Source organism: Flavilitoribacter nigricans DSM 23189 = NBRC 102662 (genome assembly GCF_002646595.1).
Classification (GTDB): domain Bacteria; phylum Bacteroidota; class Bacteroidia; order Chitinophagales; family Saprospiraceae; genus Flavilitoribacter; species Flavilitoribacter nigricans.
The window spans coordinates 17,996-36,296 of sequence record NZ_PDUD01000054.1; the positions used below are offsets into that span (position 1 = coordinate 17,996).

Consider the following 18,301-nt stretch of genomic DNA (forward strand, 5'->3'; position numbering starts at 1 on the left):
GGAAACTTTCGCTCCCAAAATGCGCTGATCCCATGAAGCATTTGATCACTATTCTTTTTTTATCCCTTTCTTTCAGTCTGCACGCTCAGATGTGGAACGGCCAGGATAGCCTGTTCGGCAATGAATGGATTCGCTACGAGCAGTCCTACTTCAAGCTGAAAGTAGCCGAAGACGGTATTTACCGACTGAACTACGCTCAACTGCAGGCCGCCGGAATTTCCCTGAATGAGATACCGGGACAACAGTTTCAAATGTTTCACCTGGGTCGGGAGATCCCCATCCACACCAGCCGGAACGGAACGCTGGGAGCCGGCGATTTCATCGAATTTTACGGTGTGCAAAATCGCTCCGAACTGGACCGCCACCTTTTCACCGATCCGGAAGAAGATCTGCTCAATCCGGAATACAGTCTATTCACCGATAGTTCGACTTATTTTCTGACCTGGACTACAGCCGGCAGTCCTACCCTTCGCTACACCAGCATCGATAATGCTCTGACCGGCGCACCGGCTCCGGAACCCTGGTACTGGGCGGAAGAAAAAGTCGTTTTTACGGAACAGCATTTCAAACAATATGAGAAGTTTGCCGGCGAGAATGTTTACTATTCCAATTTTGAGGGAGACGGCTTTGGTCATCCCTACACGGAAACTACTCAATTCACTCTTCCTACCTCGAATCGGGCAGTCAATGGTCCCAATGCCACCCTCTCGGTAAACCTGATCGGGAACTCGAACCAACAGGGGCACGCTTTGCAAATTGACCTCAATACGCAGACGGTAAAGGTAGATACCTTTTACGGTCCGGTCGTGAAAAAATACGAACTGCCTGTTCAGTCCGGCCAGTTGAGCGATGCCGTGGAAATTGCCGTTCGGGGCAATAACGATACGGACCGTTATGGGGTTTCCGTTGGTAAGATCCGCTACGCCCGCACCTTCAATTTCTCCGGTCAGGACCTGATCCGGATCGATCTGCCGGCCGCCGCGGGGAAACGCCTGCTGGCATTCAATGGTCTGGGCCAGGATCCCTATATTTTACTGGACCTCGAGCATAACTTACGATTGATCACTTCCGAATCCAACGGGCAGCACCGCGTACTGCTGCCGGCCGCAACGGGAGATCGCCGGCTGATCTTGATGAAGTTTTCCGCGCTTGCATCCCTACCGGGACTAGAGCCGGTAACGTTTGTTGACTACCAGTCGTCCAACACCAATTATCTCATCATCAGCAATGACCAGCTTTTTAATGATGGGCTCGGCAACAACTGGGTACAGGATTATGCCGACTACCGGGCCAGTACAGACGGTGGTAACTTCCGACCAACCATCATTGAAGTGCAGCAACTTTTTGATCAGTTTGCCTACGGGATCGATTTTCACCCTTTATCGATCCGAAACGCGTTCCATTTTCTGCGACGGAATCGCTTCCCGGATCTTGAATTCATTTTCATCATCGGCCGGGGCCAGGAATACCAGAACATGCGATCATCGAACCGGCTGCAGAGAGCCGTTGAGGAAGGGGACATGCTCGTACCTTCTTTCGGCTATCCGGCCAGTGACAATTTGCTATTCACCACCAATGAAACCGATGTCAGCCCCGTCCCGCTGGGCCGTCTGGCGGCCAAAGATCCCGGCGAGGTAAAAATATATCTGGACAAGGTCAGATCTGTGGAAGCCAATACCCAACTCCCCCAGACGATTGCCGACCGCGCCTGGACCAAACATATCCTGCACCTCGGCGGCGGCGGCACGGCGGGTGAACAGATCACCATCAAAAACCGCCTGGAAGCACTGGCCGATCTGATCGAGGAAAGTACCTTCGGCGGTTCGGTCAGGGCCTTTTACAAAAACAGTACCGACGTAATTCAGAACAGCCTGTCCCAGGAAATTTTTGACTATATCAACCAGGGCACTTCCATCATTACCTTTTTTGGCCATTCCAGTCCGGGCACCTTCGATTTCAACATCGATAATCCCGACAACTACGATAATGAAGGTAAATATCCGCTGATCCTGTCCCTGGGTTGCTATTCCGGTAATGTGTTCGGCCCCAGCCGCAGCATCGGTGAGCGCTTCACTTTTTACGAGGATAAGGCCGCCGTCATTTTCGGAGCTTCCCGAGGGCTGGGCGTACCCTCTGATCTGGCCCGGTTTGCCCAGGCGTTCTATCAGTTCATCGGCGAGGAATACTACGGTCGCAGCATCGGAGAAGCGCTGAAAGCGGCCTATGAATCCCAGTCGGCCTACAACTGGCTGAGCATCCGCACCCTGGTCCAGCAGTTCAATCTACACGGCGATCCGGCCATCCGGCTGCATCCGGTGGACGGACCGGATTATTTGATTGATGCGGCTTCGGTGCGGTTTGACAATCAGCCGATCAGCACCTTGATGGACAGTCTTACATTCTATTTTGATGCCGTCAATCTGGGGAGAAACGAAATGGATACCGTTAGTCTGGTGATCAGTCGTACGTTCCCGGACGGAGAAAAGGTTGAACTCCTGAAAGATACTATAGTAATGGACCGGTTCCGTAAGCAACTGACCTATACACTGCCGGTCGGAGGATCCCGCAGTACCGGCCAGAATATTTTTCACGTTTTCATCGATGCGGATGAAAAGATCGCAGAATCACCTGATCCCGCGGCTGAAATGAACAATGAACTAAGCAGGTCTAATGGAGAGAGCGGCATTCCCCTTTTCATCATCGACAATGCCGCTCGTGCAGTATACCCTCCGGAATTTGCCCTAATTGGGAATTCTGATATAACACTTAAGGCTTCTACCACTAATGCGCTGGCTCCCGAACGTACCTATTGGCTGGAAATCGACACGACTGCGCTGTTCAATAGCCCGCTAAAGGTTCGTCTCACCCAACAACAACGCGGCGGTGTTCTCAAATGGACCCCGAATATCAATTGGCAGGATCAGACCGCCTATTACTGGCGGGTAAGTCCAGCCGTTAGTACTGACAATCCCGAACCGGTTTGGTCCAACAGCTCCTTTACCTATATTGCCGGCAGTGAGCCAGGTTGGAGACAGGGGCATTACTGGCAGTTTAGACAGAACACGGATACGGATCTGATCTTTACGGATTCAACGCAAGAGGTGAGTTTTGGACAGGAGTTTTTGGATATGCGGGTGCGGAATAAGTTGTGGGATGCTGATGACAGACCCGGTTTTTTCTATAATAACTCCAATGCCGCCGCCTCGGTTAGGCCGTGGCTGGATCTACAACAGGGCATTAGTGCCGTGGTTTTCATCCCCGATACCGGAGTTCCCTGGAGAAATTCGGGCAAACAATACAATAGTGAGGACCGAAGGAATCAGGCTTGCTTTTCCTTCAACACCCAAACGGAGGAAGGCAGAAATGCATTTATTGAATTCCTCACAAATGTGGTTCCGGAAGGACACATTGTCTTTCTATTTACGATACAATCGACACCGGATGCGGACTATCTCCCGGAAAACTGGGCTGTGGACAGCTTAAACACCGGCCGCAATATTTTTAGTGTGCTGGAAGATGAAGGTGCTCAGATCATTCGAAACCTGGAAACGGAAGGATCCGTCCCGTACGCATTTATCTATCAGAAAGGATCTGGTGCCAGAGATGAGAAAATAGCCGACTCTCCGGACGAAGAGATTAATGTGAGTACCGTTCTTCGCCAATTTCAAACTTCAGCCCAACTACGCTCCAAGCTGGTAGGGCCGGCCAGCAGTTGGGGAAGTTTAACCTGGAATCTAGCTGATGAGCTGACTACGTCTGGTGATACGGTAGAGATCAACCTGATCGGTATTACTGCTCAGGGAACCCGGGACACGCTGTTTAAACAACTCGCCCATGCCCAATCGTTGGAAGCTGTAGATGCCTCACTTTATCCCTATCTTGAGCTAGAGTATCTTACCGGTGATGAAACCGAACGCACTCCTGCATTCCTCAGGCATTGGACTGTTTTGTATGAGGGAGTACCCGAATTTGCGATCAATCCTTCTCTGTCATCTTATTTTTTCCAGGCGGATACGCTCCAGCAGGGTGTCGACCTGATACTCAGGGGTACCATAGAGAATCTGAGCCGGGTAGCTTCGGATAGTGTAAAGATTCAGTATAAATTGCTGGACCCACAAAACACCGAGAGCAGTTACGTTCAGGTCAAAGCGCCTTTACCCGGTGAGGGTCAAACCGATTTTGAGCTTACGCTGCCTTCCCACAATTGGGAAGGGATTTATAGCCTAACGACCGAAGTCAACCCTGAACATTTGCCCGAAGAACATCACTATTTTAATAATCTACTCAATCAGAATTTTGCAGTAATCAGTGATAAGAAGAATCCCTTATTAAATGTAACTTTTGACGGTAGAATTTTACTTAACGGAGACCTGGTGGGCACCAACCCTGTTATCAATATTCAGCTAAAAGATGAAAATCCTAATTTGCTGCTCTCCGACACCAGTTTGGTGGGTCTCCAATTGATCAGACCGAATGGGCAGACCGAAAAGATCTACCTGAATAGCCCGGAGGTACAATTCACTTTACCTACTGCCAGCAATAAAAACGAGCTGGGAATCGAGTACTTGCCAACATTTATCGAAGATGGAACCTATCAGCTAAACGTTAATGGAAGGGATGTCAGTGGGAATTTTTCGGGCAATATAGACTATCAGGTAGAGTTTGAGGTAAGGACACGTAATTCCATTTCGAACGTATTGAATTATCCTAATCCGTTTACCACCAGTACCCAGTTCGTTTACACGCTCACCGGCACAGCTCCTACCTTTTTCAAAATCCAGATCCTAAATGTATCGGGCAGAATCGTACGGGAGATCACTCAGGATGAGATAGGACCGATGCAGGTAGGCACTCACCGGACGGATTTCGCCTGGGACGGGAAGGATGAATTTGGGGATCAACTGGCCAACGGCATTTACCTCTACCGGATCATAGCCAAAGATGAACAGGGCCAGGATTATGAATCCTATGACAATTACGTGGAAGATACTGGATTGAGCGGATTCTTCGAACGTGGATTCGGCAAAATGGTGCTTCTGCGGTGAGTCAAAGCTATATTTTGCCGCTCAGCTGTTGTTTAGCCTGCCGATAAGCGTTTAATAGATCCAGGATATGCCGTTCATGGCTAAACCGATCCATTATTTTTTTCCGGTTTTGGGGTTGACGCCCCCAGGTCATAAGCTGTTCCATACAATTCACGTAGGCTGCAATATCCCGTTCTTCGGCCAACAGGCCGTTAACTCCATCTTCAATTATTTCGGGAATACCCGAATGCCGGGTAGCAAAAACGGGCAGTTCCATGGCCATGGCTTCCAAGATAGCCACAGTGGTGCTTTCCATATCGTCTTCCGTAGTAGTAATACTGGGGTGGACAAAAACATCACTGCTTGCCAGTAACTTTACCGCTTCCTCCTGGGTAATCCATCCCGGGAAGCGGACGAAAGCCTGCAGACCCAACTGTGCTACTTCTGTTTTTAATGCTCCTTCTAATGGTCCGCCTCCGGCCAGAATAAGGTTCATCGGTTTTCCCGGGTGACGAGCCATTAACTGTTGAAAAGCCCGTATCAGATAAAGATGCCCTTTTTTCGTACGGAAGCTGGATATTTGAGTAAAAGTTACCGGGATGTTTTGTTGAAGACTAACCGATTCAAAAAGGTCCATTTTAATACCAGAGTAAAGCACCTGTCGGTGACTACCCGCGATGTTGTATTGCTCCATGTAACTGAACAATGAAGCAGAAGTAGCAAGGGCATAAAAATTTTTTCGCGCCATCAGTTCCCGGAGTCGTTTTCGGTAAGCGGGACTTTTTTTAACTAATTTTGTGGCATCATAACCGTGAAAAGTCAGGAAGATAGGGCCTTCGAAGTGGAGGTTATCCAAGAAAGAAAGTGCCTGAATCCCAAAGTGAAAATGTAACACATCCGGATGAAAATCATTCAGTATCCCCTGGAGCTGTTCCCTAAGTGCAGCGTCCTTAAAACAAAGAGATAAATTGAGTTTGTTCCGCAGATTTCGCCATTTAACTTTAAACCGGCTTTCACGGTGATCCAAGACCTGCAATGGGTGAAAAGGTCGCTCTTTTTCATTTTCCCGAAAAAAACATACCACCTTAACCTGAACATGACCTTGCAGTGCGATCACGTCGTGATAAATAAAAGTTTCGGTTATAGGGCTAAACCTATGAGCAAAAACAATTACTTTAAGCGGCATTTTGAGTATAAGTAATGAATAAATACAAGCCTGCCGAATATTGGGAAAATAGATTGAGTAAGCGGTTTTCACTTCGTGGAGTGGGACACCAGTCTTACAGCCTATTCTATAACCAATGGCTATACCGCAGGAAAGCTCAAGTGTTGAGCACAATTTTTCACGACACCAAGTTAGAACAAAAATCCGTCCTGGATATAGGTACAGGCACCGGCTTTTTTATTGCCTGGTTCAAGGATCGGGGGGCTGATGCCACGGGTATCGATATTAGTCCTACCGCCGTACAACTGCTGGGAAAGCAATTCACTGATGTTGCCTTTTTCGAAGCAGATTTTACAGAGACGGATCCGATCCCAATACAAACTTACGACATAATTAATGCCTGGGATGTCATTTACCACCAACCGGAAGCATCGGCCTTTCATAAATTTCTGACCAATGTGGCCGCCTACTGCAAGCCGGGCGGCTATTTTATTTGTAGTGACGGGTTTGCTTTACCCAGGGAAGTTTCACCGGCTCCTCATGTAAAATTCAGAAACTTGAACGTTTACCGGAACATCATGGCCGAGCTGGGATTTACTTTACGCAGAGAATATCCGCTGTATAAATATCTAAACCGGACTGTGCAGAATAATAAATTGATGCGGTACATTCACCAGACCATGGCACCGTTCTTATTCTTGCTGGATACTATACAACGACTTCCCGCTTCGAATAATCTATCTGTATGCGTATGGCAAAAAGAACAGTAAATTGAGTTACTTTGATTCGCTTTTTTCGGGAATAAAGTGGACCAGTATTTCCTCGGTAGTCGTCTCTTTGCTAGCGATACTAAAAATTGCCGTATTAACGAGCTTTCTCGCAAAATCGGACTTTGGGCATTTCGCCCTGGTCATGAGTATTCTCAGCTTTATTAATCTTTTTTCCGATTTCGGGCTTCCGATCGCTATATTACACATCAAAACCATTACACCGAAAGCATTTTCCAGTCTATACTGGTTAGGTATCCTGTCCGGCCTATTGATCTACCTTATTCTTTATTGGCTTACGCCCTATATTGCCGACTACTTTCAGGCCCCCCTTCTGGAGCAATTACTCCCAATTGCGGGCCTGGCAGTATTGATCAACAGTATCGGCAACCTCTATCGGGTATTAGCGCTCAAAAAACTGAAATACAGCAGGATCGCTGGGATCAATATCCTGGAAAGTATAGTTGTCTTTACAAGCGCCTGTTTACTGGCAATGGCCGGTTGGGGCGTTTGGTCTTTGATCCATGCTTATCTGCTGGGAAAAGTGATCCTGGAATTGTTCTTCTTCGTATATGGTTACCGGCAGCTACCGTTGTCATTCGTTTTTTCCCGCCAGGCAATGAATCCATTTTTCAAAATTGGGAAATATTCCGTTGGAGGGCAGCTCATTAATTATTTCAACCGGGAAATTGACATACTACTGATAGCCAGATTAGGGGGAGATGCCGCTACTCTGGGCGTTTACAGCCTGGCCAGGCAACTGGTCTTAAAGGTCGGAGGACTAGTCAATAATGTTATATCAGAAGCAGCCAGGCCCATATTACCGAAATTTCAGGATAAGCTTGAAAAACTGAAGATCAACTTTTTGAAGATTATTCAAACCATCAGTACGCTCAATAGCCTCTTGTACATTCTGTTTATAATTTTTACTCCGCAGATCGTTGCTGTACTTTACGGCGAAGATTATAATAACCTGATCCCCGTAGCCCGCATATTGGCTATTTTTGCCTATCTGAGAAGCATTATCCGGTACAACGGAAACCTGATTGTAGCCACCGGCAAAACGGAATTGAGCCTGTTTATGAATGCCTTTACCCTACCCTTGATTGCATCGGCAGTCTGGATCGGATTTTCCGGAGGCCTTAGTGGGATTGCCTGGGGACAGGTGGTCGCTATGACTTTGTTGCTTTTCATCAGCTGGTACTTCTTGATCTACCGTCTGTTACGAGTCTATCTATCTACCTATCTGTTTGCTTTGCTGCCTAGTTGGGCACTGATCAGGGAGGTATTGACGAGAATAATGAAAAAATATGAAAAGAAAGTTGACCAACCGGATCGATAAAGTTTTTCAAACCCTGGGACTAAGAACGCTTTATGAGAATAAATATGGCATTAAAGCGCTCAATCCCGTTATGAAAAGTGTCTTGTTGGAAGCTTATCAGGACCGGCCTTATGAAATGATCGATCCGGGGAAATTGAGCCTGGGTGTTGACGGTTTAAAGGATCGGCATACACTTCTTCATGTGCCACTGTCTGATTCCCCCCATTTCTTTTTGATGACCCAATTTGAATCCCAGAGAGCAGTAGATAAAAGTGCCGACTACTATAAACGCTCCATTACCGGAACGCTGGATTTAAGGCGAGCAAGGATACCTGATGTAAGTTTTAAAACCTATAAAGAGAGGAAAGCCGCTATCCTAAACGACCAATATGCTCCCATTTTTATCGTTAAAAATACTCCTTTTCACCTAATTGTGGATGGGAAACACCGGGCGGCATTATGCCTTCAGCTCGGGAAACCCGTTAGCGCTATTTTTATTAACGATTTTTTCAGGGATTCCCATTTTTATTGGCTCATGCAAAAAATGGTCAATTCGACAAACACTACTGCCTTCGAGAAACACCTGACTTTTTTCAGAACGATCTTCCCAACCTGAATGTAAAATTATGGATATCCAGCCATTAGAACAATTGATCAAAAAACTCGAACTCAACCCCCAGGAGCGATCCGGGCACATTTATCACCCTATTCCTTTTCCAGAATTCAATCACCTCACCGTCAGTTCCAATCACAAGGAAGTTTACAAAAAATGGGATAAGATCCTGGATACTTCAAATCAGCTATTCGGGTATGACCTTAGCGGCAAAAAGGTACTGGACATTGGGGCTAATGCAGGATTTTACAGCTTTAACTTTGTCAAACAAGGCGCAAAGGTTACCGCCTTCGAACCGCACCAGGTCTACAGCGAAATCGCGGCAGCCATTATTCACCACAAAAAACTCTCTTCCTCAATATGGTGGAGGAATGGTGTGTACGATCGCAACGTAGAACTTCCGGCAGCCGAATTCGACATCGGTTTATTACTGAGTACTTACCAATGGATGGCTGCAGGAGGTGAAAATATGGAATACGCGACCGAATCGCTCCGGGATATTTCTACAAAGGTCCGTTACCTCTTTTTCGAATTGGGATATAACCACGGGAATTCGCATTTAAAAAGTCCAAAATTCAATCATTACGCCTACCTCATCCGGCATCTTCGGATGCATACCCGGTATCGTTATTTTAAGTTGATTGGAAAAACGAGGCTTTGGAAAAATAATACTCGTTACCTGATGCTCTGCTCCAATGATCCTAAATGGGATGATCACTTTTTGAGAAGGATCATTTCCAGGATCCACATATAGCTGCAAAAATAACCGGGAAGCGGTATAGAGATTCCCTTTACTTTCCTAAAAGAATGTCTTCATAAACTTTCTCTATTGCCTTTGCGGTCTTATCCGGAGAAAAACCCGCTACAACCTGATCACTTAATTGCTGAGGGTCCGGGCGGTCTTTCATTAACTGTTCAAGCAGCAAAGGCACCAGATCAGCTTCCTTGTCAACAATGCTCACTCCTACAAAAGGCCGCGCTTCCAAAATGTTGTTGCACCGGAGCATCACTACGGGCACACCACTGGCCAGTGCTTCTACCGGAGCCAGTCCAAAAGATTCGGCAAGACTAGTCGATACGTATAGGTCAGCCGATCTAAATGCCGCAGCCAACTCCGGTGGGGACAAAGCCCCGGTAAATCGGACTCGCTCCGCAATCCCCAACTGTTCGGACAAGCGATTAAGTGACCGTAACCGGGGGCCATTCCCAACGATCACCAGCTTAAGGGGGAGCTGGTGAGCAAGACGGGCAAAACTCTGGAGCAGACCGGTATAATTCTTTCTGGGTATCAAACTGCCTACAGAAATGATCGTCTTTATCTGTTTTGGTCCTTCTGCGACTGCGGTCGGATTAAATATTTCCGTATCCACCATATTGGGGATTACTTCTACCCCGGATACGAACGATTGCATGGCATTGGCGAGTGCCGGACTTACCGCTATAACTTTTTCCGCATCTCTGTATATGGAGGCCAAATCTCCTCTCCAATGAGTCGGCAACTTATCGCTTATAAAGCCACTGTAGTGTTCCGTCAGCAGGTAAGGGATCTGGTACCTTTCGGAAAGGTATCGAGCGGCAGCCCCTCCTACAAAACTGTGTGCATGCAGCAGGTCCGGGAGTTGCCCATTGATCCGGACAAAATATTGCAATAGGCGATCCCAGTGTGCAAACCAGATTGATCGCAGCGGCCGAATTCGTTTAGGAGGAGTAAAAGCCCGAAGTCGATAAGTAGGGACCTCTTTATCGTTGGACAAAGAGAAGTCAGGTGCGCTTCTCATAAATGGCAGGCGGTCTTCATCAAACGATAAAACACTTATATTTAAGCCAGTAGCCCGCAGAGCCTGTGCCTGCAGTCTGATAAAATTTCCAGCATATGGATCACCTACCCGGGGATACCAGGCCGGGATGATCACAATGTTTTTATTATCCAATGAAAGATCCTTTAGTGTCAGTCGTTATTCCGAATTACAATAACCAGGTCGGTCTGGAACGGTGCCTGAATGCGGTGTTCAAACAGACTTATTCTCCTGGCCAAACCGAAGTCATTGTCGTAGACAATGATTCGGACGACCAATCAGTGAAAATTAGCAAAAAATTTCCGCTTAGGCTGCTGATCAGACCGGAATATCGCAGTCCCTATTGGTGCAGAAATGCCGGCATTCAGCAGGCCAAGGGAGAATATCTGGTTTTGTTGGATTCCAATTGTGTTCCTAGCCCCGATTGGCTCAGAGCCGGCGTCCAGGCTCTAAACAATTCCGGCGCTTCCGTCGTTACTGGCCCGGTCCGGTTTCAGTTTTCTCTCAATCCCTCTTTTGCGGAAAAGATCGACTATCTGTATTCCGTGATCAGGGCCGAAGATATACCCCATGCGACCGGATTACCGGCAACGCACCTGTTTATAAGGGCCCCGTTATTCCGGGATCTCGGTTTATTCATCCCTCACATCCGTTCACTCGGTGATATAGAATGGACGAACCGTGCTCATCAGAAAGGATATACCTTTGGTTTTGCCGAATCAGCCATTGTGGATTATCCGGCCAAAAACTGGAAGAAAGCTATTGAAAAAATGGTAAGACTGGGGGGTGGGAAAAAAGAATTGTGGGTTGCCGGAGGAAGATCGGTTTATACGCTCCAATGGTGGGGAATGATAGTCAAAAATCTATTGCCGCCGTCAAATTCTTTCTTTCGGGATATGCAGCAACGCAATTTGCAAGAGAAGACGGAATTGCCGAAACTAAGCCTGTGGCTCGGGCTTTGGGGCATAAAAATATGTCGGGCTATAGGAATGATCAGCAAACGGACCATTGCTTTCCCCGCTCGTACTCCTGGAAGATCTTCAGAATAGCATCTTCACCGATATTCATTAGAGCATCAATAACCGAAAGCCCGTTCAACCAGGGGCCCTGAAATTGGGAATAAGGATACTGCTCGAGAAAAGGATAAAGGTCCTGATATTTCAGGTCTATACCTGCGGATAAAAATTGTCCCGGATCTTGGTATTTCCGACCTCCGGCGCCGCTGATATATGCTTCGCCACCCCTATACCGGACCAGAGCCAGCAGGTAATCCGGTCCCTTTCCGGAGACCGGTATGGAAGCTGCATTTATGAATTGGCAATCCAATCCTAACATTTGACTGACTTCTTGTACCAGGTAAATGTTCCAGTTACTCAGCAATTCAAATTCAAAAGCATGCTGAAACCAGGCTTCCAACGCGGGAAAATATTTTTCAAAAAACGGTGCCTTCCGGTAGCTATCAATAAGGCAATTTAGATGACGGGCCGGCCAGTCCTGAAGATGATTAATTTCCAGGGCCTTTATTGCTGTCCCCAGGTGGTGTTTTTTGACCGGTACCGAAAGATAACTCTTGTCTGTCTGTCCAAACCCGTTTCTTCGGGACGTACGAGCGGTATAACTTCCTTTGGAATAAGCGACATCGTCCAGAAAAATGAATTGATCAGCAGCAAATATTTTATAAAAATAGCCCAGCCAGGGAAGGTAATTGGGCTGATGGATCGCAACGCGTTTCATTTCTTTAACCGTAATACCTCGTCATTTAAAGCAGTCGGAGTCCTAATCAATACAGCGTGTAGACAATCTTCAGCATGCAAGGCAAAAAAGGAAGGATCAGGTCGAAGAACTGTTAGAGGATGATCCGGATGACCTCAAAGGCCTCAGCGTATTTTACATTGATTTGAGTCCCCCGAACGGTAGCCAGCGAGCGAATAAATTCCGGGTTCATATAAAGTCGTTCCTGTTGGGTTTTATAAGCTTTCAAAGCCCTGACTTTGGTATCCAGATGGGTTTCTTCCAGTTCGACAAAGCAATCCGTACTAAAGGCCAAATTGTTCCAGATGAGTTCGTACCCAAATAAGCAGGAATTTTTGAAAGCCCGGACTCCTTCGTGGTAAATAGTAGAATGATCCTGATGGATATCTTTGGAACTCGGTAAGAATACCATTTCCGGTCGAATGATCAGCCGTAAACGAATGAGTTCTTCCAGGATCTCCTGCCGCATATAATTCAGTTTTCGGACCTGATATTTGTAAACAAATACCTGTTTTTCCGGAATTCCCAGGATCTCCGTTGCTACTCGAACCTCTTTTTCTAACTGGTTACGGGCGAAGCCTTCCGGTACTGACGCCTCCGCAGTAGAAAAAGCTACATAGAATACCTGCGCCCCTTCAGAAACTGCCCGGGCAATGGTACCACCACACCCGAGTTCGCCATCATCCGTATGTGGAGCAAGGATCAGAATTTTTTTATTTGCTAACAATGTCCCTGTTTTGTTGGATTAAGGCATCAAAAAAGGAGCGGAACTGATGCTCTGTGCTCATGGTACGAGCAAGATCTCGGTTTTTAGGCCAAATTTCGGGAACACCATTTTTCCAGGAGCAGTATCGGGCCAGGATAAACTCTTTAAGGACACCAATATTTTTTTCCTCATTATACAATAGTAGTCCTGCAGCAAGTCGATTAAAAAAAATTTCCTGTTCTTCATCTTTTTCCCCGTTGATAATGGATACGATCGCATTCCCACTAGCCAAATACTCATAGATCTTGCTGGAAATATCTCCCTTTTGGTCCTTACTACTAAAAGCCAGGGAAATATTGATCGCACTAGCCCGTTGCAATTCCCTGCTGGCGGCCAGAGATAACATACCACGAATATGGCCTTGGTCTTGCAATTTCTTTTCTCGGACCCATTCCTGCCAGTATTCCGGTGTTGGCCCGGCATAAGTCAATTTAATTTCTCGACCATCTATAGCTCCATCACGGATCAATTGCCGGACTGCTTCAAATATTAATGCTCCATTTTGCTCTCCAGGATAGATGCGACCGGTGTAAGAAAGCACGAATTTTTTTTCGTCCAAAGCACTGGAATTGGAGTTGGACTGGGGAATACCGTTTCTTAACAGGCTAACATTTCCTCCCAATGCGGCCAGCTTTTCTTTCAGCCCGCTGGATACAGTAGTTATTTTATCTGCCGTTGTCAGCATTTTTTTGTTAAACCAAACCTGTAACGGCCAAAACAGCAACTGCCGTCCGTTCTTTTCATCGAGATGCAGATCCCGGTAATCTGCTACCCAGACGATATGCTGAAATCTTTTTTTGAGCAGATAGGCGATCACATGATCGGAATAGGGCCGAAATGTACTGAAGATATGGGTAATCCCGTTCTTTTCAACCAATCGCTTTCCCGCCAGAAACCCCTGGATAATATACACCAATCCACCATCTCCTATCAGGATATTAAAGGGGAAACTATCGATCCATCTACGGAGCCGCTTTCCCCAAAATGTTCTTTTAGTCCGGCCGGATATGAATGGTTGGTTATTTGGAACGTTTCTTTGGGTGGTCAGATATCGGATATCCAGAGCCGGTACTTCGGTAATGTCCACTTCATCCACCCTTAAGTCAGGATCGGTTGAAAAATAGCAGCGATTACGGGTAGTAATAGCAAAAACCTCGGAAAAATAATGCGGTGCAAGCCGGCAGATGTAATGTACACGCAAAGCTCCCGGGACCTTTACTGGAGGGAAATTATAATATATGATCAGGAGTTTTGGCTTTTTTAGAACCGGCATAGATCAGGGACTGACTGAAAAACAGATGCTACCATTTTCCGTATAGGGTATGATAGCATCTATTTTGTAATGACGGGTGATAATTGCCACGCTAGCCAGCATTTACCAATTCAAATGCTGGTTCTGCAATAGGATTTGCCGGGTAGTCCGGCTGGCGGATACGGGCTCCGTGACACAACTGGACATAAGTTTCCACGATCAAACGCTCATCAAAACGATCCAGGGCACGGGCGCGGGCGGCATCGCCCATACGCTGCACCTCCTGTTGATCTTTCTGGAAAAAATAATGCATGGCTTCGGCCAAAGCTCTGCTGTTTTTCACAGGTACCAGTAATCCTGTTTTGTCACAGATCGCTTCCCGGCATCCGGCCACGTCAGTTGTAATGATCGGCTTACCCATTGCGAGGGCTTCCAGAATAGCCCGTGGCATTCCTTCCCGGTAAGAAGGTAGTACCAGCACATCGCATTGCTTAATAAAAGGCCGTACATCGGCAGCGGCCCCTTGGTATTCAATATATCGTTGCTTAATCCAATGCAGGAATTTCTCCCGGGGAACCGCATCCGGATTAGTAGAGGCCAGGTCGCCTACTACCCGACAGGAAACAGTTACCCCCCATTCCCGAAGATGAGCTGCGGCTTCTACAAACTCTTTTATACCCTTATCGTATAACAAACGTCCAATGAAGAGAAAAGTAAAGGTGGTATCCGTTTGGGGTTTGGGCAACGGCCTAAAATAATTCGTATTAACGCCGGAACCATTGACTACACCGCTACAACTTTTGGGGACAATCCCAAGTCGATCAAACAATTCGCGATCATCCCGATTATGGAAGATCACGCAATCCAGACCGGAAAAGGCGTAGCGGTACAACTGGATCGTCAGTTTATTAAGCCAATGCCCGTGCAGAAAAGTATATCCCAATCCAGTGACCGTTGGAATGCTACGTATACCAGCCCATTTGGCAGCTATACTTCCAAAAATGTTGGGCTTGATCGTGAAATGAAGAATGGCTTCCGGTCGCTCGGTCCGATAGATCCGGAACAATTCCCACAAAAGCAGAATACTTCGGAAAAGGCCTCTTCCCTGGGGATTTAGATTCCGGAGTGGTATATGCCGAACAGTCGGCAGTTGCTGTAAATAGTGGATATAGGTATCCACGGGAGCGACCACCACCACTTCCGTACCTTCCCTTACCAGTTTTCTCAAAATACCCAACCGAAAATTATAGATATTCCAGGTGGTATTGGCAACGACAATAACCTTTTTCAATTTGTCACTATTTTTCCCTTTGCCGTTTTGGGGGTTAGTTCAATGGCAAAGTCTTCAAAAATATTTGTTTTCTCAGTTTGAAATCCTGTTCAACTCAAACAAGTTCTTTATGGGCTTGTCTAATAGTGTCTTTATAGGCTTGCGGAAGGATAATCCCATCGAGTTCTTCAACGGTAAAAGTACCGATGGCAAAACTCTCTTCGCTGATGCGAAGCTGATCGATGGTCGCAGTGGTGAGGCAGCTGTAAATAACGATGAATACATCAACGGTATTCATCACCCTGATTGTCAGAGTTTTTAGTAATTGGTGAGGTTGTACGAGGATGGACAGTTCTTCTTCTATTTCCCGAACTAAACAGTCCGGAACGGTTTCTCTTTTTTTAAGCTTGCCCCCCGGCAGATCCCATTCGTCTCTTTCGTTTTTTAAAAGTATTACCTTTTCTTCAATAAAACAAACACCTTTCACGGAAACCGGAAAACGCGGGGCAAAAACATCCGAAGGGATGAGTTGACCGAGGGTACGTAGAAATATTTTTACTAATGATTTGATACTCCTATGCCATGATGCTCTGATACCGTGATGCTTTGATCATAGCATCTCTGGATCTCAGTATTATAGAATCAAATAACCTTTTCGCTCGTGTCCAGTTTTGAAAATGCCGAATTCTGGCTGGTAAATTCCGGTACAATCGCTTTCATTTGGCGAACCAGTTCCAGCCGGGGATGTCCATCCCGGGCAAGCTCAATCAGAAAGAGGATCTGTTCTTTCATCGTTTCGTGATCGTTCTGGCGGACGGCCGCCTTGCGGATTTTCGGGTGGTGGGTCGGTATGAGGCCCTCCTGTTCGTCGAGCAATTCTTCACGTAGTTTTTCACCGGGACGTAATCCCGTAAACTTTATCTCTATATCCTTGCCCGGGGTAAGTCCGGCCATTTGGATCATTTTTCGCGCCAGATCAACGATCCGGACCGGTTTCCCCATATCAAAGATGAAGATCTCTCCTCCTTTGCCCATAACTCCGGCTTCCAGTACCAGCTGACAGGCTTCGGGAATGGTCATAAAGAAGCGCGTAACTTCTTCGTGGGTGACGGTAACGGGTTCCCGGTTTTCGATCTGTTTCTTAAAGATCGGGATCACCGAACCGTTCGATCCCAACACATTACCAAAACGGGTAGTAATGAATTGCGTACGGGTACGGGAAACGTAATTCAGGGACTGTACATAGATCTCAGCGATGCGTTTGGAAGCGCCCATGACGTTGCTGGGATTCACTACTTTATCCGTAGATATCATTACAAATTTACGGACGCCGTATTCCGCCGACAGATCGGCCAGACACTGTGTACCGTGTATATTGGTCTTTACCGCCTCTTCCGGAAATGTCTCCATGATGGGCACGTGTTTGTAAGCGGCCGCGTGGAATACGTACTCCGGCTGGTATCTTTCAAACACTTCTCTCAACTTGCGGTCATCACATACACTACCGATGATCGCCTTAAAACGCCCGGCCTGGACTTCATGCTTAAGCGCCAGCCCGATCTCGGCAAGAGGTGTTTCCGCCTGATCCAAGCCAACGATCATCCGGGGATCATAACGCAAGAGTTGTCGCACGATCTCACTGCCGATGGAGCCGGCACAACCGGTTACCAAAACGACCTTTCCGCTGATCGAACGACTGATGCCGATCTCATTTAATTTGATCGGTTCCCGGTTCAGCAAATCTTCAAAACGAATATCCTGCAACTGACCGAGCTTCAGTTTATCGTTGAGCCACACTTCGGTCGGTGGTGCTTTCAGCACTTTTACCTTGTGTTCCAGACAATCGTTGATGAATTCAATCCGACGTTCTTCGGGCAATTGGTTGATACCAATAATAGCTACCTTGACATCATATTTCTTAATAACCGAAGCAAAGGATTTACGTGGGTTGAAAACCTGCAAACCATTTAGCAGTTTTTTATGAACCTGGGTATTATCATCGAAAAAAGCTACCGGACGGTAGTTGTGATTACTGTTGGAACGCAGTACCCTTTCGAGAATGGCCCCCATTTCTCCGGCGCCGAAAATAACCGTATTCAGCCTCGATTTACGGGTATCCCGTAGCTGATTGAACACCAGTCTCAGCAAAACGCGGAAAAAGACTGCAAAAGCTAAAAGCAGCAGGGCATCCACCGTAATAATGGAGAGCGCTTCGCCTTCCGGTAATATTTTGGGAAACAGGATCTGTATACCCAGAAATAGCGAAGAAGAGGTCACTACCGCGTAAAATAGATTCTTTACATCCTTTTCTCCGATGTAACGGATAATAATGGAAAAAGTCCGGAATGAAATGAATGCGGCCAGGCGAAAGGCCATCAGAATGGGCAAGGCCCATCCCCACATTAAGGAAGCCCGGTCCAGATCAAATTTCCCGATAATGAGCACAGCCAGCAGGAAAGATAAAAAAGAGAATAAGAGATCGAATCCCAGGATCAGGGATTTGGTCACGTAGCCGGCGATCGGACGGGTTTTAAGTGTTTTTTGACTGATTTTTGAGATCATAGTTGCTAGCATC

General features: G+C 46.8%; 14 protein-coding genes. 6 read left to right on the forward strand and 8 right to left on the reverse strand.

All coding sequences use genetic code 11. The features are described 5' to 3' along the window. The first annotated feature begins 32 nt into the window (after positions 1–32). Positions 33–5,045: a putative type IX secretion system sortase PorU2 gene (porU2, locus tag CRP01_RS36775; RefSeq protein WP_099155097.1), complete on the forward strand. Its 5,013-nt coding sequence runs from the start codon at positions 33–35 to the stop codon at positions 5,043–5,045. A 7-nt stretch (positions 5,046–5,052) separates the two neighbouring features. On the opposite strand, the gene CRP01_RS36780 is transcribed toward porU2, so the two are convergent. Then, positions 5,053–6,282, reverse strand: coding sequence for a glycosyltransferase family 4 protein (locus tag CRP01_RS36780; RefSeq protein WP_170110706.1), 1,230 nt, complete (start codon positions 6,280–6,282; stop codon positions 5,053–5,055). Between CRP01_RS36780 and CRP01_RS36785 the strand changes: the two genes are divergently transcribed. The 4 genes from CRP01_RS36785 to CRP01_RS42800 are packed head-to-tail and all read left to right on the forward strand — an operon-like array spanning position 6,225 to position 9,644. Then, positions 6,225–6,959 (forward strand): class I SAM-dependent methyltransferase, encoded by a 735-nt coding sequence (locus tag CRP01_RS36785; protein ID WP_099155099.1) that lies wholly within the window; start codon positions 6,225–6,227, stop codon positions 6,957–6,959. The two genes, CRP01_RS36780 and CRP01_RS36785, sit on opposite strands and share 58 nt — an antisense overlap. Position 6,960: 1 nt before the next feature. Next, on the forward strand, positions 6,961–8,298 hold the full coding sequence (locus CRP01_RS36790) for an MOP flippase family protein (protein WP_170110708.1): 1,338 nt from the start codon (positions 6,961–6,963) through the stop codon (positions 8,296–8,298). Further along, entirely contained in the window at positions 8,267–8,893 is a 627-nt protein-coding gene (locus CRP01_RS36795; RefSeq protein ID WP_099155101.1) for a hypothetical protein, read from the forward strand. Before CRP01_RS36790 ends, CRP01_RS36795 begins: the two co-directional genes overlap by 32 nt. Before the next feature lie 10 nt (positions 8,894–8,903). Continuing rightward, complete coding sequence (locus CRP01_RS42800) at positions 8,904–9,644, forward strand: class I SAM-dependent methyltransferase (RefSeq protein WP_185154592.1); 741 nt, start codon at positions 8,904–8,906, stop codon at positions 9,642–9,644. Between the two features lie 37 nt (positions 9,645–9,681). Here CRP01_RS42800 and CRP01_RS36805 read toward each other — a convergent pair whose 3' ends face one another. Further along, the gene (locus CRP01_RS36805) at positions 9,682–10,821 is read right to left on the reverse strand and encodes a glycosyltransferase (RefSeq protein WP_099155102.1); all 1,140 of its coding nucleotides are present in this window, start codon (positions 10,819–10,821) and stop codon (positions 9,682–9,684) included. Here CRP01_RS36805 and CRP01_RS36810 point away from each other — a divergent pair. Then, the gene (locus tag CRP01_RS36810; RefSeq protein WP_099155103.1) at positions 10,821–11,735 is read left to right on the forward strand and encodes a glycosyltransferase; all 915 of its coding nucleotides are present in this window, start codon (positions 10,821–10,823) and stop codon (positions 11,733–11,735) included. The genes CRP01_RS36805 and CRP01_RS36810 overlap by 1 nt on opposite strands. Here CRP01_RS36810 and CRP01_RS36815 read toward each other — a convergent pair. The 6 genes from CRP01_RS36815 to CRP01_RS36840 form a co-directional block, all read right to left on the reverse strand. Beyond that, on the reverse strand, positions 11,680–12,420 hold the full coding sequence (locus CRP01_RS36815) for a WbqC family protein (protein ID WP_099155104.1): 741 nt from the start codon (positions 12,418–12,420) through the stop codon (positions 11,680–11,682). The two genes, CRP01_RS36810 and CRP01_RS36815, sit on opposite strands and share 56 nt — an antisense overlap. Before the next feature lie 112 nt (positions 12,421–12,532). Continuing rightward, the gene (locus CRP01_RS36820) at positions 12,533–13,165 is read right to left on the reverse strand and encodes a PIG-L deacetylase family protein (protein ID WP_099155105.1); all 633 of its coding nucleotides are present in this window, start codon (positions 13,163–13,165) and stop codon (positions 12,533–12,535) included. Next, positions 13,152–14,477, reverse strand: coding sequence for a glycosyltransferase family protein (locus CRP01_RS36825; protein WP_099155106.1), 1,326 nt, complete (start codon positions 14,475–14,477; stop codon positions 13,152–13,154). The genes CRP01_RS36820 and CRP01_RS36825 overlap by 14 nt, the downstream gene beginning before the upstream one ends. 91 nt (positions 14,478–14,568) lie before the next feature. Continuing rightward, entirely contained in the window at positions 14,569–15,747 is a 1,179-nt protein-coding gene (locus tag CRP01_RS36830; protein WP_099155107.1) for a glycosyltransferase family 4 protein, read from the reverse strand. A 94-nt stretch (positions 15,748–15,841) separates the two neighbouring features. Then, positions 15,842–16,213, reverse strand: a complete 372-nt coding sequence (locus CRP01_RS36835) for an NUDIX domain-containing protein (protein ID WP_170110709.1) — start codon at positions 16,211–16,213, stop codon at positions 15,842–15,844. 155 nt (positions 16,214–16,368) lie between these two features. Then, entirely contained in the window at positions 16,369–18,288 is a 1,920-nt protein-coding gene (locus CRP01_RS36840) for a polysaccharide biosynthesis protein (RefSeq protein WP_170110710.1), read from the reverse strand. Positions 18,289–18,301 lie beyond the last annotated feature (13 nt).